General features: G+C 41.8%; 11 protein-coding genes. 1 reads left to right on the top strand and 10 read right to left on the bottom strand.

Annotation, left to right across the window (positions count from 1 at the left end):
• Positions 1-8: 8 nt before the first annotated feature.
• Genes FXV77_RS06020 through FXV77_RS06010 form a run of 3 tightly spaced genes read right to left on the bottom strand, consistent with a single transcriptional unit; the run spans position 9 to position 4,933 of the window.
• On the bottom strand, positions 9-1,238 hold the full coding sequence (locus FXV77_RS06020) for a glycosyltransferase (protein ID WP_246162294.1): 1,230 nt from the start codon (positions 1,236-1,238) through the stop codon (positions 9-11).
• 37 nt (positions 1,239-1,275) lie between these two features.
• Positions 1,276-2,523 (bottom strand): hypothetical protein, encoded by a 1,248-nt coding sequence (locus FXV77_RS06015; protein WP_148918294.1) that lies wholly within the window; start codon positions 2,521-2,523, stop codon positions 1,276-1,278.
• Positions 2,501-4,933, bottom strand: coding sequence for a DUF2339 domain-containing protein (locus FXV77_RS06010; RefSeq protein WP_148918293.1), 2,433 nt, complete (start codon positions 4,931-4,933; stop codon positions 2,501-2,503). Before FXV77_RS06010 ends, FXV77_RS06015 begins: the two co-directional genes overlap by 23 nt.
• 223 nt (positions 4,934-5,156) lie before the next feature.
• Between FXV77_RS06010 and FXV77_RS06005 the strand changes: the two genes are divergently transcribed.
• Positions 5,157-6,197, top strand: a complete 1,041-nt coding sequence (locus FXV77_RS06005) for a linear amide C-N hydrolase (RefSeq protein ID WP_148918292.1) — start codon at positions 5,157-5,159, stop codon at positions 6,195-6,197.
• Between the two features lie 73 nt (positions 6,198-6,270).
• Here FXV77_RS06005 and FXV77_RS06000 read toward each other — a convergent pair whose 3' ends face one another.
• From FXV77_RS06000 to FXV77_RS05970, 7 genes are all read right to left on the bottom strand, one after another.
• A complete protein-coding gene (locus FXV77_RS06000; RefSeq protein WP_148918291.1) occupies positions 6,271-7,563 on the bottom strand; it encodes an acetylxylan esterase in 1,293 nt (430 codons plus the stop codon).
• Between the two features lie 79 nt (positions 7,564-7,642).
• The gene (locus tag FXV77_RS05995) at positions 7,643-9,580 is read right to left on the bottom strand and encodes a fibrobacter succinogenes major paralogous domain-containing protein (RefSeq protein WP_222867719.1); all 1,938 of its coding nucleotides are present in this window, start codon (positions 9,578-9,580) and stop codon (positions 7,643-7,645) included.
• Between the two features lie 20 nt (positions 9,581-9,600).
• Positions 9,601-11,055, bottom strand: a complete 1,455-nt coding sequence (locus FXV77_RS05990; protein ID WP_148918289.1) for a RagB/SusD family nutrient uptake outer membrane protein — start codon at positions 11,053-11,055, stop codon at positions 9,601-9,603.
• A 22-nt stretch (positions 11,056-11,077) separates the two neighbouring features.
• Positions 11,078-14,482, bottom strand: coding sequence for a TonB-dependent receptor (locus tag FXV77_RS05985; protein WP_187444024.1), 3,405 nt, complete (start codon positions 14,480-14,482; stop codon positions 11,078-11,080).
• Positions 14,483-14,679: 197 nt separating this feature from the next.
• Positions 14,680-15,837, bottom strand: coding sequence for a FecR family protein (locus FXV77_RS05980; protein WP_148918287.1), 1,158 nt, complete (start codon positions 15,835-15,837; stop codon positions 14,680-14,682).
• 67 nt (positions 15,838-15,904) lie between these two features.
• Positions 15,905-16,498, bottom strand: a complete 594-nt coding sequence (locus tag FXV77_RS05975) for an RNA polymerase sigma factor (protein WP_148918286.1) — start codon at positions 16,496-16,498, stop codon at positions 15,905-15,907.
• A gap of 122 nt (positions 16,499-16,620) precedes the next feature.
• Positions 16,621-17,904: a DUF3748 domain-containing protein gene (locus FXV77_RS05970; protein ID WP_222867718.1), complete on the bottom strand. Its 1,284-nt coding sequence runs from the start codon at positions 17,902-17,904 to the stop codon at positions 16,621-16,623.
• Positions 17,905-18,196 lie beyond the last annotated feature (292 nt).

The raw sequence follows: 18,196 nt of genomic DNA, 5'->3' as shown, positions 1-18,196 counted from the left end.
AAAGAATGTTATTGTACATTCTTATTTTTCTCCTCAATCCAAAGCGACATATATTTGCTGGCGCTATGGTACTGGTTCTGTAAGATCTGCCCAATAAAATTTCTCCGACGATGTGTCTCCAATCCGGCTTTCAATTCATTTATATGCACAAGAAATGGCGTTTCAAACTGTTCTTTACTACTCGTTGCATTTAGGATATTTACCCCTCTTTCCTGCGCCTTGTACCATACCTTCCGATCGCTATACAAAAGAGCCGTTTTCTCTGCAAAGCGATCCAAATCATTTTCAATATACCCATTCCAATGTCCATCAATCGTCATCGATTCTGCTCCTACAGCAGTCGTAACCGATGGCGTTCCCGCCTGCATCGCATCAATAAATTTACCTTTTATACCTGCTCCAAATGGAATGGGGGCAATCAGCACACGATAAGCTTCAAGCGTCTTACGGGCGTCCACCGCCCTTCCTTTTATCAAAAAACTATCTTTGGGCTGATGTAGCTGATAGACCTTTTCACTGGCATAAGCACCGTAAATGTGCAATTCCGTTTGAGGTAGCTGTTTCCTTATTTGAGGCCATATTTGTGCTTTCAGTACCTTAACCGTATGCCAATTAGGCTCATGCAGAAAGTTCCCGATAAATACAAAATCTTTCCGTTTCTCAAAAGGAAGCCATTTATTCGTTGCTGATTTTTCTATTTTCGGTTCTAAGAAAGGGAGATAGTATAAAAGTTCTGCTGGCACGCGGAAAGACGCTAACAAAAGTTCCATTTCGCTCTTCGAAATAATTAAAGACAGGTCACAACGCAATATCGCCGCAATCTCTCGCGTGGTAATATCATTATAATAATCCAATGCTGTATTCCGTTTTACGGCTTCTTGTCGTGCCCGTCGCAGAAAATGCAAATCTTCTGTATCCAATATCGTTAATGCAGACGGACAATATTGCCTTATCCGCCATCCATATTGTTCCTCGCTGACAAAACGGTCAAAAACCACCATATCGGGTTTTAGTGATCTAATAAAGGCATCAAAACGGCTATCATTAAGCTGAATATCTTCTTCCCAAACACCCTCTTGGGAAAGCGGATGGCTATAGGGTGATTTGGCAGCAGCCGAAGCGAAAACCACTTCGGAACCCACACTTCGGAACATCCGAATTAATTGCAGGATACGTGTTCCTGCCGCAGATGACTGGGGCTCTGGCCAAACTAGTCCGATGAAAAGTATGGTGTGCACCAGGCTAAAATACGTATTTTGTTTGAATTGTACTTTTTTAGGATGATTTCTTTTTCATATCCTTCAGCAAACTTGCCCCAAAGTAGAAAATTGCCAATACGCCAGCAATCGATCCCAAAAAAAGTATTAGACGACCCGTGTTGTGCTTCTGTTCGTTAGCGGGTTGTGTTGCCATCTTTTCGATGCCCTGGACGGTTGCCTGCGGAAAATCCGTTGTGAAATCGATCGCTGTCTTACCCAAGTCATAGTTTGGTAATGTCCGGCTGCTGTCGGCATCCAGCACGTATGTCTCTCCTTGTTTTAAATCAGCCAGTATCGTAACCGGCTTTTGAAAAAAAGACAAACTATCTATCGTCAATGGTACATTGTCTTCATTATTGATACGAATATAAAATAGATCCTCTGCTATATCTTCTATCGTAAATTCATTTGTCTGCTGATTATTCAATGTTATATATGCCAGCGGTTGATCGTATGTATGTGTTTTTCGTTTGCGAGTTTCGGTGCGCACGGTATACAATGTCGCCTGACGGTGGTAGTGGGCAGGGGTGGCGATGTGAAATCGGATATAATCTATCGGTGAACGACCGTTTTTACGAATCGCCAGGATTGTTTCTTTGTTTTTGTTGTCCTCTTTCCGATCGAATGAAACATGCTGTAAAGGCTCATAATGTTGGGTAACTTCCTTTGTAACCTGTTCGCCAATGGCCAGTATCTGCACCGGTGCCGAATTTTTATTATCCAGCACTACGCGGATATAGCGGTAGTCCGTCAGTGGGAAGCTACTGCATTTCACTACGGATGTCTGATCGTCACTATACAACTGGGTAAACTTACCGTTATTCACCAAACCAAACCAGGTTTTTTGGTCGTCGCTACCTTCAATAACATAATCCTTGCTGCCGGCCGAGTTGCCGATACGGAAAAGGTAGCCTTGCTTTCTCTCTTTTGCAAGATTGTGGATAACGAACGTCTCCGTACTGTCCGTAGCCGTCTTATCGAACGGCACCGGTTGAAAGGTCGTCGTTTCTTGGATATCTGGCTTTAGCACGAAACCTACCTCGGTGTCCTTCACATCGTACAGGCGCAATCGGCCAATGTCATTGCCTATCCACATCCGAAATTCCTGCGGAATCTGTATTGTTTGCAATCCGTCGACTCCCGCCTCCACGATGGCTTTAACCTGTTGCGCCGATACAAATTGACCACATAGCAGAAGGAAAACGACAACTATGTTATTTTTGTTTAATGTTCGCATATTGCTACCCCGCCTTTTCGTTATCATCTACAATCAGTTTTTTAATTTTTTGATATACAAAAGAGATTATCAATATCAATACACCCAATAGGATAAACGCGATAATTTTTCCAGTTTCGGAAACCATACGAATATCATACAGGAACAGTTTCAGGATGGTAATCCCCAATAGCGAAAGGGCAATAATACGTGCAGTCTTCATATTCCGGCGGATGCCGAAAATCAGGAATGTAAACGACAAGATGCCCCATAAAACGGGAAATACTACCCGAATCACACTGTTCTTCGTTTCATAAAACACGTCCCACCCATCTGTGCCCGACAAAAACGCAATATTCACTTCCGAGCTCAGCAGATACACGACAAATAAGGCAATAAACCAAGGGAGGTACGCGGGGTTGAATACTGTAAACCGACTGTTTGTCGCTTTGTTTTTCACAAAGAACCAGGTTTGATAGAGCAAACACAAGATGCTTATATAATGCAGTGCCATTGCCCAGGGGAACACACGAGCTTCGTAGATGAACATATCTTCTTTTTCCATCAACGGCAGTCTGTAGGCGATGACGATATAGAACAGCATGTTGAAAACGGCGATAGCATTTGCCCACCTGATATTGTCTGCCGACTGCCGGCTGCTGAAATGCAGCAAAGCGGTACTGTACAGCATATGATATAGGTATAGCAAAAAATAAATCGTTCCCGAACTGAAGAAATAGGCGTCGGCCTGGTAGCCGATTTCTATCAGCGGCAATACATATCCCAACAACAACGCCAGGTTGTAAAAGATTTTCCTGTGGGCAATATGATTGAAATTAATTCCGAAAATAACCGTACTGTAATCATTGATCTTAAACAATCGGTAACTAAGCACTAACGAAGCGATAACAATAAGTCCAGTAAGGAACATCATATTATAGCCGGGATGATAAGGCACATCGTTAACCATATAGGTTTGCAGGTCAATTAGGAGACTGATTACCGCAAGCCATTGCACAATAATACCGGCAAGGGTAAACCCTTTCAGATTCGACTGTTTGGTAAGCCAGAACAGCAGCACTGCTTCGCATGCCCAGAACAGAGTAATGTATTTGCCAGAGAACTGCACCGGAATGGTGATGGTCGCTAAGGTCAGCGCCAAGCCGATCAGCACATAGATGATGTTTTTATCGAACTTATATTTTTTGTATATAAGAGTTGCAGACAGCAAATTGAACAGGGCTAGCACAACCGTGAACAGCCCCAGACTTTGTGGGGCGATGATGTCAACAATATAATGCCCGGCGGCGTAGTAGACCGCGGTATTGCTGATAAGCGAGGCGATTTCGTAGTTGGTAAATTTGTTCTTATGCCACACGTTGTTTAGCACAAAGGCTAGCGCAAACATAGCATAAAACACCGAAGCGTAGACCAAAACATGACGCAGGGCGACCGGTTGTGCCATGTCGGCCGCAGCAAGCCAACCGATAAAAATGCCAATGGTTAGCACAAAAGCGACAAAGTTGACGATGAACCAGCGCTTGAAGTAGGAAATCGCCAACATACCACCGTTCAGAATTAACAGGTAGGTAAACAGCACATGGTAATTGCCTTCCCCACTGCTCACCATAAACGGCACAGCAAAACCTCCAATAATAGACAACACAGCAAGCTCTTGTCGGTTGTACAGCACCGAAACAAAAATGCTGAACGCTGTAATGATTACCATCAAGATAAAGGCAGTCGTCTGGCTGAACAATTTATAATCGTGAAACGCAATGGCGATCGTGAAGTAAAACACGGCGATAGCTCCTGCGACCAGCACCGAGCTGAAAGCCTTATATTTAACTCGGAGGCGGTGCGCCACACCAAGCAACAACCCGCCGCAAAGGATACCTATACCCACACGTGCAGGTTCGTTAATCCAATCCTTGTCGATCGCATATTTCACAAAGAAGCTGATACCCAGCACGAGAATAATGATACCGATTTTGTTGATAAGGTTTTCGCCGATAAACTTTTCCAGGTCAGGATTATCACGCTTAAAACGGTCAAACCAGGACAATGTAGGTTCGGCTTTCTCCGGTTCGATATAATGCACTTCTCCCGGCTCAGGCAGTTCATTGTATTCGAATACCGGCGGAATCGGTGGCAGATGGGATTCTTCATGAATGGTGTCGGGGGCGGCTTCGGATACTAGAAACGGTTGCTCCTCCAGTTCCGTATCAGGTAGCACTGGCTGCTCTTCGGTTGTAGCCGGTGCTTCTGGTTCCATGCTATCATCTGCCTGCGATTGTTGAGCCGGCTGACTGTTTCGACTATCTTCTAATAGCGATTTTATGTCCATGAGCTGATCGAATGTCTGCTCCAAACCTTTTCTAAGTCGCGTAATTTCATCTTTCTGACGCAATATCAGTACGATGAGTATCACAAAACCAAGGATATAGATGATTTCCATGCTTTCGGTTTATATATCTATTCCCGAAGATAAGGTTTTGTCTGTGATATTTATACGCTTATTAGATCTTAAGCTCCTGATTTCTTTAAAAAAAGAGCTATCTTCGTCTAAATGCAATTTCTGTAGTGATGTTGCCCGCTGTATTTACCTAGGTAAATTTAGCTACTGTTTGAATCAAACAAAAAAACTATATAGAGGTTAATTGATATAAACTTAGTTCATTATGAAGTATTTTCTCTATTTTATGTTGGCGGCTTTCATATGCCTTCAACAAGAAGCAACAGCATGTACACGGGTGGTGTATAAGGGGCCGAACGGAACCATTATAACAGCACGCAGCATGGACTGGAAAGACGATATTGCCGCCAATATCTGGGTATTTCCCCGCGGGATAGCAAGGAGTGGAGAAGCTGGCCCGCAATCTGTTACCTGGGTTTCCAAATATGGAAGTGTGATTTCGAGTGCATGGGATATCGCAACAACAGACGGCTTAAATGAGAAGGGGCTTGTTGCGAATGTATTATGGCTAGTAGAATCCAGCTATCCCAAATTTGATCCTCAAGGTACAACAAAAGGAGTCGCCATTTCGGCTTGGGCACAATATGTCCTAGACAACTTCGCAACCGTGAGCGATGCGGTAGCAGCATTAAAAGACGAGCCTTTTGTTGTCGTCAGCGACTACGTTCCCGGCACAACAAAATTTACAACGCTCCACCTGTCCATTTCAGATGCCACAGGTGACAATGCCATCTTTGAATATATAGATGGAAAACTTGTCATCCATCATGACCCTTCCTATACGGTAATGACTAACTCTCCGGTTTTCGATCAGCAGCTCGCGTTGAATAACTATTGGCAAGGTGTTCCGGGCACAGCCATGTTGCCTGGTACAAATAGGGCAGCAGATCGGTTTGTTAGGGCTTCTTATTACATAAACGCCATCCCGCAGACAGAAGATACGAGGATAGCGGTTGCCAGCGTATTTAGCGTTATCCGAAATTGCTCCGTACCTTTTGGAATCAGCTCGGAAACCGAACCAAACATATCATCAACACGTTGGAGATCCGTTGCCGACCAAAAGAATAAGGTCTATTATTTCGAAACGGTATTAACTCCCAATACATTTTGGGTCGATCTGACCAAATTCGATCTGCAGGAAGGCGCTAAAACAATGATGTTGGATTTAAAAGGACATGCGACATTCAGCGGTTTATCAAATAGCTCTTTTAAAGAAGCTAAACCTTTCCAATTTATGGGTATTTAATCTCTAAGCAATTTTCGTTTAGATTTATTTTACAGACAGGGCATCTCTAGTAGATGCCCCGTTATATTTTTTCCTATTTCCCCAGCTGTTTTAATATCCATTCCTTAATCTGGTGTTGTTGCTCCGGATATGTCCAATGCCCTGTCTCCTGTACTAAATACAATTCTTTTGGCGCATCGATCACATTATAGGCTGCATAATAAGATGTAGGGGGACAAGTGTCGTCATTATATCCCCAGGTATAAAACCCAGGTACTTTCAAGTTCCGGGCAAAATTAACGACATCATAATAGCTTGACACCTTAATTTTCTCATCCGTTGCATCCGTTCTAAACATGTGAGGCCATCCTCCAGCACGATTATGTAGGTATCCTGTTAGGTCGCTCAGTGCCGGATAAATAGACACCAAACTTTTAACACGGTCGTCCAAAGAAGCCGTAACAATTGCCAATGCGCCTCCTTGACTTCCTCCCCACACCAACAGATTATCTTTATCAAAGGCTGCTAACGAATGCAGGAAATCGATTGCTCTGACACATCCTAGGTAAACCTTATTGTAATAATAGCTATCCCGATTATCGAGATTGAAAAACGGATATCCTCGTAATGCACCATTTCGTAAATCGTCGTATAAACCGGCTTCGTATGTGACCGGAATACCATGTATGCCGATTTGCAACGTAATTATCCCCTTTTCAGCCAAGTCTATAATACCAGCATAGGGACGAACTCCTGCTCCTGGTACAGACAAGACAGCCGGATATTTCCCTTCTTTCTTTGGTTTTGCCAATATACCATAGAGGCGATTGCCCACCATGGCGTTTTGGATATTGACCTGAAATACGTCTACTGTTTCCGTACATCGCTCCGGTAATAATGTCATCTTCGCATCTAACGGGATTTTTGCCGCATTTGCCTTTGCTGTATTCCAAAAGTCTTGAAAATCATCGGGCAACTTCTGTGTAGGCTGGATATCCAATGGGGCATATCCCGCCGTAGCAATACCGCGATATGTATTGCCATTGATTGTCACATTGGCTTCGCAACGTAGAAATCCTGGTGCCGACAATTTTCCTTTTATGATTCCTGAACCGTTTTTTAATTTCAGTTTTCCCTGGTCTGTTGGCTGCATCTTTTCCGGACCGACAGCATAGTTAATCTCTATATCGCTGAGCGGAACCTGATGCTGTAGCACCTGTATCCTGAACGTGGCCTCTTGGTTGGGCTCATATGTCCAGTCCGGCTTGTCCGGCGAAACAAGCACTTGGATAGGTTGCGTCGATCGCGATTGAGAAAAGCCTGTTAAAGAGACAAAAAGACAATAGCTTAGCGTTGTTAAGAACTTAATAAAGTTGATTCTATTCATAATCGATTTATATTATTTTTTGACGGCTCAAGATAAGGAATTAAATAGCACTCATCAAGACAAGAGGTCTACAAAATAACTATCTTGTCTCTCGGAAATTAGTAATACGATGAAATGTTAAATAGTTAGCATCGTGATGATTAGCTGCCCCACCAACACCATCGTCATGAGATGTCCGAGACACTGCAACAATATCATTCCCATCGAACTGCCAATCTACATATTGATATCCATGTAAATCTATATCTGGATGATGAATAATAGTAGAATCAACGCTCCAGTTTTTTAAATCAGCACTAGAACATAACGCCAGTGTATTTCGTATCTTATCCAGCGGACGTATATTGTAATATTCACTGGGCACATAATTAGCTAGTGTCCAATATCTGCCACTCGTTGCATCATACCTAATGGTAAATTTTTTCATGCTCCCGGGCATATCGACGAATCCCGTTGAGGCATTGAAGGTTGATGTTGTTCCGTCATCGCTCACTTCAACGAAAGCAGCCTGTTCACGATTTTGACTAAATGTATGTACACGCAATATGTTCAACATCTTTCCAGATGGCGAGACAACCGCATTTCCTTCCAGCCAACCCCAAAAATATCCATGCAAATATGTCGTGTCATAAGCCATAGGATTACTGACAGTCCAGTTTAAAGAGTCTAACAAATCACTATCGATTGGTGCCGACATCATAAAAGCACGGTATTGCTTCGCAAATACATTCGAGGGACCATATGCATCTTCCATCGTGCGCCAAACCCTCCCCGCATGCTCAATTACCGGTGTGGGTGCTGTATGATATTTTCCACCCAATAACCTACCGCTGTTGTTAGCCGTCGGACTAGACCATGAATTTCCGTTATCTAGAGATTTCCGGATGACGACATGGTTCCCATTCCCGTACCCTCCGGAAACGCCCATAATGTACAACGCATTTTGATGAAGAAACAGACCAGACATAAATTGCCCGCTTAAGTCGGTCACGGTTGACCACGAATTACCTTGATCGGTTGAGCGATAGATTCGGGTAAATGACTGCCCATTCGGCCTTGCTTCTGAATTTGGGCCAAAGAAATCATTCGAGGCGATCAAATCCCCATTAACTAGTTTTATGATACTTGGCGAGCCGATGTAGATACGTTTATATGCAGGAGTGTGTGCTATGACGACACCCGGAACAGGATTTTCTGAAATATCACTCGCCTTTATACACCTTACACTAAAACCGTTCCCACGTATATCCGTATTTGAAGGCAACACACTGTTCTCCCAAAAATGTGTAGCCAAGGCTCTTCCTTCAGAGGACGCCGAACTACTCCAATAATATCCGCGGGTATCCACTCTGAAAAATGTACCATTGACCCCATTTATATGGCCTCCTGCTACCAACTTTAAATTCGAGAGAAAAGCTTGTTCGATATTTGCGATACTTTCTGCATTCACCAGTCTATTCCATTCTGTATTGTATGGAAGTCGCCAACCATTCCCCAATTTTCTACAGGGGTCACATCCATTCGTAGCATTTACAGCATCTACTGATTCGGCCAGCCATTGATCTGAAATTACCCCGCTCCCCCACCATGTATTAGGAGAAGCGTTATAAAAAAATGGGTTGGAATAGGATGTTGGTAGTTCAGATGGATTTGTATAGGGCATGCCTGCCTGTAGATTAGTCGGATTCCGAGATTGATGACCATCTTTCCACCGCCCCCACTGATATAAATCGCCATAAGCGATGGTATCGTTCAGATCCGTAGCCACTTGATAACTTCCTAAATTTTGTTGCAACCAAACCTGATTATCAGCCGCTCGCACAGTTACGTAGGTTATTGTGTCATTACCCTCTAAAAACTTTATCCATCCCGTTTCTCCAATTTCTGAACCGGGCAGTTGTTCCATTAGTTCAGATTCTGGGCTGTTTCCATCAACACCACTAGACCAGACTTTCTTACAAGATAAGTTGCTTATTATCGTTATAAATGCGATAAACAATGATATCACTTTAATCATTTTTTTCATAACTATTCATATTATTCATAACCAGGAGTTTGTTTAATATTTGGATTTGCCGAGAAAGAGTTGACATGAACTGGGAAATAGAGAACATTACCTTGCTTATCCTTTTCTCGTCCCGCTAATGAAGGAACCCTATTAAAAACTTCTCCAAAACGAATCATATCAAACCAAGATTTACATTCTCCCGCAAACTCAATAATTCTTTCTTCCAACAAAATGTTATTTAGCTCTTCTTTATTTGAGACAGAGGTATAAAAATCATCCATTCCATAAGCACGCTTTACTACGCTGTTGATATAGCTTAATGCCTCCACGAATTGCCCTTGCTCTGCTAATATTTCTGCTTTAAACAGATATGCTTCCGCGAGTCTATATATACGTGTATCAGAAGTAAAGACCCGTATATTACCATTCATCTCTCCCATAAACTTATTCGTCCATCGAAAATTGGTTCCGGATATTTCCATATCCTGACTAATGACCTCCGCTCTCGCATCATTTGATGTGCGGTTGCGATATCGCTCATAAAAGAGATTAGAAAATTGCATAGTATGATTAGACCCCACTGGGATGGGGTTATTCTGATATGCTTGTGGAACGAGGCTCCTAGATTGCCCCAATAAACTACCATATTGATTACTGTTCTCCAGAAGATCATAGTAAATCGAGAATATGATTTCGTTATTGTCGTCTTGCGTAAAAATATTCTCATAATTTTCAGCAAGTTGATAAGTATTACTTGACAAAACTTCGTTTATTGCCCGGTCAGCTACCTGTAGCGCGCCATTGCTTTCTCCAAGGACTCTAGCTAGCCAAAGATAAATATCCGCTTTCAACATCATAATTGCTGCTCTCGATGCTTTGCTCTTTTCCGTTGGGGTGTTGTCCGGACTAAGATCATCCGCTAATCCTATATCTTCCTTAATCAATTGGAACACCTCATCGATGCCGGATCTAGTAGGAAATAACTGCTCATGATTATCTGAATCAATAAATGCAGTCACTATGGGCACTTCTCCCCATAATCTGACAAGATTATAATAACACCAAGCCCTCACAAAATAAGCCTGTGATTTAACATCATCTTTTCTGGAAGGTTGAGAGAACGTTATCCGATCCGCATTATGAATAATAGCGTTCGCTAAAGAAATTACCGTATAAAAAGGCTGCCAATTAGCGTCTGTTAAATTAGGTGTGAGCGCATTATCAATAAATGATTGAATTCCTCCGGGCTGTAATCCCCCACTGATATTACCTGTTCTACATTCAAACCAGTACATCCAGTTATGAACGGTAAAAGAGTTTCGCATTCTAAGATAAAGTCCATTTAATGCAGATTCTGCATCGGCTTCACTACTCCAATATGACTCGTTTGAGATACTACTGTCAGGCTTAATATCTAGGTTTTGACATCCCTGCAACATAAAAAAGATAATAGTAATACCTACGCTTCTTATATAAAATCCCATAATTCTAATATTGTTAAAATGATTAAAATCCGATATTTAACCCTACGGTAAAGACACGCGGATTAGGATAGTTATTATCTCCCGCATTTCTATTCCCACCACTGTATTCTGTGATGTAGCCAGGATATGCTGTAAAGTAATGTAAGTTAAGTCCTGAAACATATAAGCTCAGGGAGTTCAAACCATACTTTTGGAGGGAAGTCGAGGGAAATCCATAGGAAAGTTTAACTTCTCTAATGGCTAAATAATTCCCTTTATATACATTTAAATTAGAGGTCCTGTACCAATTCCATTGCCCCAAATTGCTTCCATCTTGTACGTCAAATCTCGGCACCCAAGTATTCGCGGCATCTCCAGGTTCTTTCCATGCATCAAGTATATCTTTCGTAGGAACTATATAGCCGTTTTCTCCATACGCATTCAACATACTAATCTGCCTATCATAAATATGATGGCCTAACGCAAAATCAGTCAATACATAAAGTTCAATACCCTTATAATTTAGCGTAGTGTTAATTCCGCCAGTGGTCGTGGGGATATGATATCCTAGAATAAATTGATCATCTGCTGTGATTCGGTTATCGCCATTTCGGTCTTGCCATTCATAATCCCCAGCAAATTTCTTCCCCTGAGTAGCATTTCTTGTTGTCGGATCCCAGCCTCCAGCCCGGTCATCATGTCGTGCTGCACTAGCCTGCTCGTCGTTGTCAATAAGAAAATCTGTACGGTATCCTACGATTCCGTACAATCTTTCCCCTTCAGCTATGCCCCCAACACCGCCACTACCATCGGTAAATCGGATACCTCCTATACGATTTTCATCTATTCCATTGTCCGGCAATTCTAACACCTTGTTTAGGTTATAGCTAATATTAGCTCCCACTTGCCATTGTATAGCGGGTTTTCTAATCAATTTTATAGTTGCTCCAGCTTCATAACCATAAAATTGCACTTTCCCAACATTTGATTCTATACTCCCAAAACCGCTTGTATTAGGCAACGGTTTACTGAACAACAAGTTATTTGTTATTTTATTATAATAATCAAAATTCATCGAAACCATGCCATCCCGGAATAGCTCTAAATCTAGTCCTAAGTCTATCTGCGCTGAGTTTTCCCAGCGTAACGTACGATTTGGAATAGACGAAGGTGTAGCCGCTGCCCCCCCATGGTATATATTTGATATGGACCACAGTCCTTGATAATCGTACCTTCCGACAGCATTATTTCCTGTTAAACCGTAACTGGCTCTCACCTTCAAAAAACGTAACCAATCGCTTTCTTTAAGAAAGTCCTCCTCGCTAATTACATAACCTGCGGAAACTCCCGGAAAATACCCAACACGTCCATCGTTCGAGAATTTAGAAGATGCATCGATACGTAACGACGCCGAAAGTAAATATTTGGACATGTATCCGTATGAAATCCTCCCGAATGTACTAGAGAGCCTTTCCCGCTCTCGCGAAGAGCTTGCGCCTAGATATTCGGATGACGCATTCAATGTAATGATATCATCACTACTTCCTCCCTGCGCCTGCGCACTATAACCGTACATATTGTAACTCAATGAGGACAGTCCTAATAAAGCGTTCATCTTGTGGTCGCCCCAATTTTTATCGTAATTTAATGTCGCTTCATATTGGCTACTTTGATCGAAATCTCCAAAGTATTCGGCCGGTCGCTGGGAGTTGTACATGTTTGCTTTTTGAAAATATTCTCTATGCGAATAGGTTGGATTATAATATCCATCTACCTTCGCAATCAATCCGTCAATCACTTTCCATTCCAACCCCATTTTTCCAACAAACCGAAGCGTGTTGTTGTTATAAACGATATTATCCAAGATATACAATGGATTATTGAAATTTGCATCCCGTCCGCCGGGTAAAGATCCGTCAGACATTATGCTTCTTAGCGTGGGAGCCATATGAATACTACGCGAGAAAATATTCGCTTGGTTGTGAATCGCATTCGAATAGCTTCTCGTAAAACCTAAATTGGAATACAGGGTCAACTTTTCCGACAGGCTATATGACAAATTGGAGCGAATTGTCAGATTTTCCCAGTCACTCATTTTTACAAACCCCTCATCTTTCGTATAACCAATACTCGACATATATTTCAATTTATCCGTTCCGCCGCTTGCAGTAACATGAGCATTCATCGTATTCCCCCCCTGAAAAACATTGTCTTCAACATCCGTATTTTCAAAGATTAGCATCTTCGTTGGATCTAAAGGATCCGGCATAGATTGCCAGCCTACCGGAACGTCCTCCCCACTTTGCAAATAACGCGTACTAAAGTTACTATGATCATCATTTCCTGTTCCCGCCGGATGCGCTAACGTTAACCACGACCGATAGTCACTCCTTTCGATAGCAGGGCGTACAATATTTAAAAATTCCTCAGCATTCAGTCTAGCGATACGTCGTCCTGCATTTTGATAACCATAAAAAACATTGCCCGTAATTTTAGTCTTCCCCTCTTTACCAGATTTGGTCGTCACCAAAACAATACCATTGGAAGCTCTAGCATCATATATTGCCGTTGAAGCCGCATCCTTTAATACCTCGATTGATTCAACATCTTGAGGTGGGACAGTAGCTAACGAACCAGGCATACCATCAATCAATATTAGTGGACTATTACTTTTATTGATGGAAGAACCACCTCGAATTGTTATCTCTGCTTGTGCTCCAGGAGCTCCAGTCGTATTGTGTACTCGGAGTCCGGTAGCCTTACCTTTCAATGAAGCAGATATCGTATTACCAACTACTTTTGTTAATTCACCTCCAGTGACCTGTGAAATAGCAGTCGTTAGCTCTCGCTTACTTTGCGTACCATATCCAATCACCACCACATCATCAATTTCCTCCTCAACAGGTTGCAAAACTATGTTGATACTGCTCCTCCCTTTAACAGCCTGCCGTTGGGCAGCATATCCAACAAAAGAAAAAGTAAGGATATCATTTGGATCTACGGGGATGCTATAGGCACCATTTTCATTCGTAAATGTGCGCGCCGATTTATTTTGCACGCTAATGTTGACGCCTTGTATCGGTTGGTTATCAGGGGAACGGACTATACCGCTAACTATTATCGACTGAAGAAGCCTCTCTGGTTTTGCAGAAACGTTGTCCTTCTTCTTAACAACGACAAAATTCTTTTCAATTTTGTATGTCAAGGGTTGGTCGGCAAAGCATTTTTCCAGCACGTCCAATAGGGGGCTATTCTTCATGGAAACCGTAACCAATTTACTTCCTTGCAGATCGCTTTCTTTATATAAAAAGCTAATTGCTGTCTGTTTCCTTATTTCTTGAAAAACTTCTTTTAACGTCTTGTTTTCGACCTGTACCGTGACAGTCTGCGCTCGAGCGACCGCCTGCATTTGAACGCATAATATAAAAAAGGCGATAACGATCTTCATCCTTAACAAAAAAATTAGTGAAGTATGGGAAATAAAACTGCAACCAAATGCAGTAAAAAATTTATACATTTGAATTAGGTTTAATTTATTAGCGTTTTCAATTAACTATTAAATTGATGCCTATACTGGACTACCAGTATCACTTAGAAGAGGCGTGGCTGCGCCTCTTTTCTCGTTTTCAGCAATTGTTGTGCATTTTACTTCATAACAATCACCCTCCTTCCCTGTATTTCAAAACGTACATCACCATAAGATTCTAAATAACCTAAAAGTTCTTTTAATGATGCAGACTGTTGGAATGCACCGCCGAACTTCTGATTCGGTATTTCTCCACGATATTCCACATCAATATCATACTTTCTAGATAGGTGCCGCATGATAGATTGTATATCCGCATTTTCAAATAAAATAACACCTTTCCTCCATGCCAACACGTTTTCTAAATCCACAGGAATAATATTGATAGCAGCACGTTGTGGCATAGTAGCGGCCTGTTGACCCGGTTTAAGGATCACCGATTTATCTTGGTGAAGAACCTTCACCCTACCTTCAAAAAGCGTTGTTTTCGTTAATTTTTCGTCGGAATAACTACTCACATTAAAGTGCGTGCCCAAGACTTCAATAGTTTGACTGGCGGTCTTGACAACAAAAGGTTGCTGCTTATTTTCCGCAACTTCAAAGTAGCCTTCTCCTATAAGCTGCACAGGTCTATTCTTACCGGTAAAAGCAGACGGATATCGTAACGACGATACGGCATTGAGCCATACTTTTGTTCCGTCAGGCAATATAATCTGATAAGTCTGACCTCTCGGAATCTCCATCAAATTATATTCCACGTGGTTAGGGTTATTCTTTTTGGTTTCGTAAGAAATCAGTCCGTCATCCGTTTTACGAATAATGACATCCCCATCACTCGACAAGACACCAATTTCTGCATCATCCAAACTTATTTTTTGACCATTGGCCAGCGTCAAAACCGGTCTATCTTTATCCGATTCGGTTTCCATAGGCAAGGAAACTACCGTATCCAGCTGTTTGATTGCAGGACGTGGTACTCTATAAATGTACAAAGCTACACCCAACAAAAACAATATGGATGCGGCAACCGTAAATTTGATAATCTTTTCCTTACGCCTTTTTAGATGTTTTACTTTCTGAACATGCTGTATTTCCGAGTGAATGCGATCGTACATCAATTCTTCATAGGCAATTTTTTGAGGGGTATCCAGGTGCTTCATATAACCTGGCCTTTGTTCAAATTGTCCATAAAAATCTTCTAATGCAAGAATTTCTTCCTCGTTTGCCCTTCCTTCTTGGACTTTGTTTATAAGTTCAGTTAAGCGTTTTTGATCCATATCGGAGACTTGTCTAATAGAAAGTCGTATAGGAAATCAAAAACCGCTATTCAAAATAAACTTTTTTTTAATGCTGATAGAGATAAGCCAACAAAACAACCACTTCCAAATGGTATTCCTTAAAATTGGTACGCAGTATACGAGTAGCTTTGCTGATATGCTTTTCCACCGTACTGACCGAAATACCTAATAGTTCCGCTATTTTTTTATGAGGAAGGTTTTCGACCCGACTTAACAAAAAAACTTCCCGACACTTTTCCGGAATTTCTTTCGTCACGTTATCGATTTTCTCTTTAAGTTCTTTTATCTGCAAAGCCTCTTCGGGTGTAATGGTATCATGATGCAAATTCTTCAAGGCATTATCGATGTATTTTTCGCGTGTAATTTGACGGCGGAATACGTCAAAGACCTTAAACTTCAGGGCGTTTTTAAGGTATGCTTCAATGGAAGTCGCGATATGGAGGTCGCCCCGTCGGACATACAAGCTCACAAAAATATCCTGCACAATTTCTTCGGCTTGCTCAATCGACCCTAATCTTTTGAAAGCTCCATCCAACAAGATATCCCAATAACAACGATACAATTCCTTGAAGGCTTTCTCGTCGCCCATTCGAAGCAATTCAATCAGCTCTTGCTCGCTATGTCTATATCTTAAGGACATTTACAGGTTTATACTTTGTTTGCTAGCGTAAATATCTAAAATAATTTTGAAAACGGAAAAATTTAGGCTGGAGAGACGTAAACAGACAAAAAGTAATAGAGACGCTGCGTGCAGCGTCTCTATTACTTTTTGGTAATAATGACCCGTTTTATTTGTAGATATTCCTCATCTCCCATACGTTCATATTGATTGTACACCACAAAATCTCCATCCGGTGAAAAGGACGGTGCCCCCACCACTCGTAGGTCCTTTAAATCGTTTCGGGTGAGTTGGATACTTTCATTCCGATCCATATCATAGACAAATACATTATTTTCCGCCACAAACGTGATTTTCTTGCTTTCCTTACAAAGATTAAACGGAGAAGATATGGAAAACGGATTATTCGTCACGAAAGACAATTTCCCATCACGCACGTTACATCTTACCACCTGGTTATTTCCTTGTTCGTCCTTCGCCAAGGCATAGATATATTTTCCATCGTGGCTCGAACGAAGCCAATGCCTAAGGTCTGATAAATTTGCTCCGTATGTCAGTCGTTTCTGCCGAATGCCCCGCGGCACTTTCGGGCGCTCTCCCGCTTTCCCAACCGCATCCTTATCTGCCAAAATTTTTTCTTTGTCTATTTCCACTACAAAAATCTCCGTTACCAGTTGACCATTTTCATCTATAGTATTGCCTTGAAAGGCTATGGAATAATCGTCAGATGTTCCATCAGCAGCAGGAGAAAGCCAGCATTCATCAAAAGCTTTATTGATATCATCCGAGCCGGGAGTAGGATTCGCTACCACATCAGAAACAATGGCTGCATAGTATCGACCATTTGAGTTTCCGGGTTTTTCATCAACGAGGATATCGGCTTCTGGTTTTAGCATAACACCAACCACTCTCAAGTCTGGTTCTACCAATTCATCGTTATAAGTAAAGCTGAGCATAGCACCATCAGGACTCCAGCAATGCGAATGTGTTCCCCCACGAAGACTGCCCGGCACATAAGGTGCTGAAACATCTCTTGCATCCGCCGGAAACGCAGATCCTTCTTGCTGGATATCCACTAACATCCCTGTGCGACGAGATATGTCGTAAGGACGTTCCTCGTTTGCATTTGGTAAACCATGGATGAATATAACTTCGTCTTGAACCGGACTGAAAGATACCGCTCCTACACCAGGTCCATAGATTGTCTGGTTCGTTGTTTGGTATAATACCCGCTCTTCGCGTGTTTCGATATTAACCATGCCTATCGTAGCTGTTTCCCCGATTTTTGTATCATCGTTTCTTCCGTCAAACACAATCCATTGTCCATCTTTAGAAAAGACACTATTGTGATGTAACGTATGTCCTTTTGGCGAAGTGGTCAGGTTTACAACAGCTTCGTTTTCTATCGTTTTATTTTTAACATTCATACAACTTTCTAAACAACATAGGGTAAGGATCATTACCGAACCCTTTAACATGTTTCTTATTTGCTTATTTGTTTTAACATCCATACCTGTTTTTCAGTTTTGCCATGACGAGGTGCGGTAATCGGTTATTAAGTCAAAATTAGCGACCTCTCGTTTTACTAGCGTCATACGAGTTGTCAAAGATATCCAATATATTATCTAATATTCGTCGTTAAACATCGCTTAAATTTACCGCTTACGATTTTATACTGTCAAATAAGTCCTTTCAGGTTATTCAAAAACAAACTCTTAG

This window comes from Sphingobacterium phlebotomi (assembly GCF_008180195.1).
Lineage (GTDB): Bacteria > Bacteroidota > Bacteroidia > Sphingobacteriales > Sphingobacteriaceae > Sphingobacterium > Sphingobacterium phlebotomi.
The sequence above is the reverse complement of the archived record's forward strand: the minus strand, read 5'-3'. Positions and strand labels throughout refer to the sequence as shown.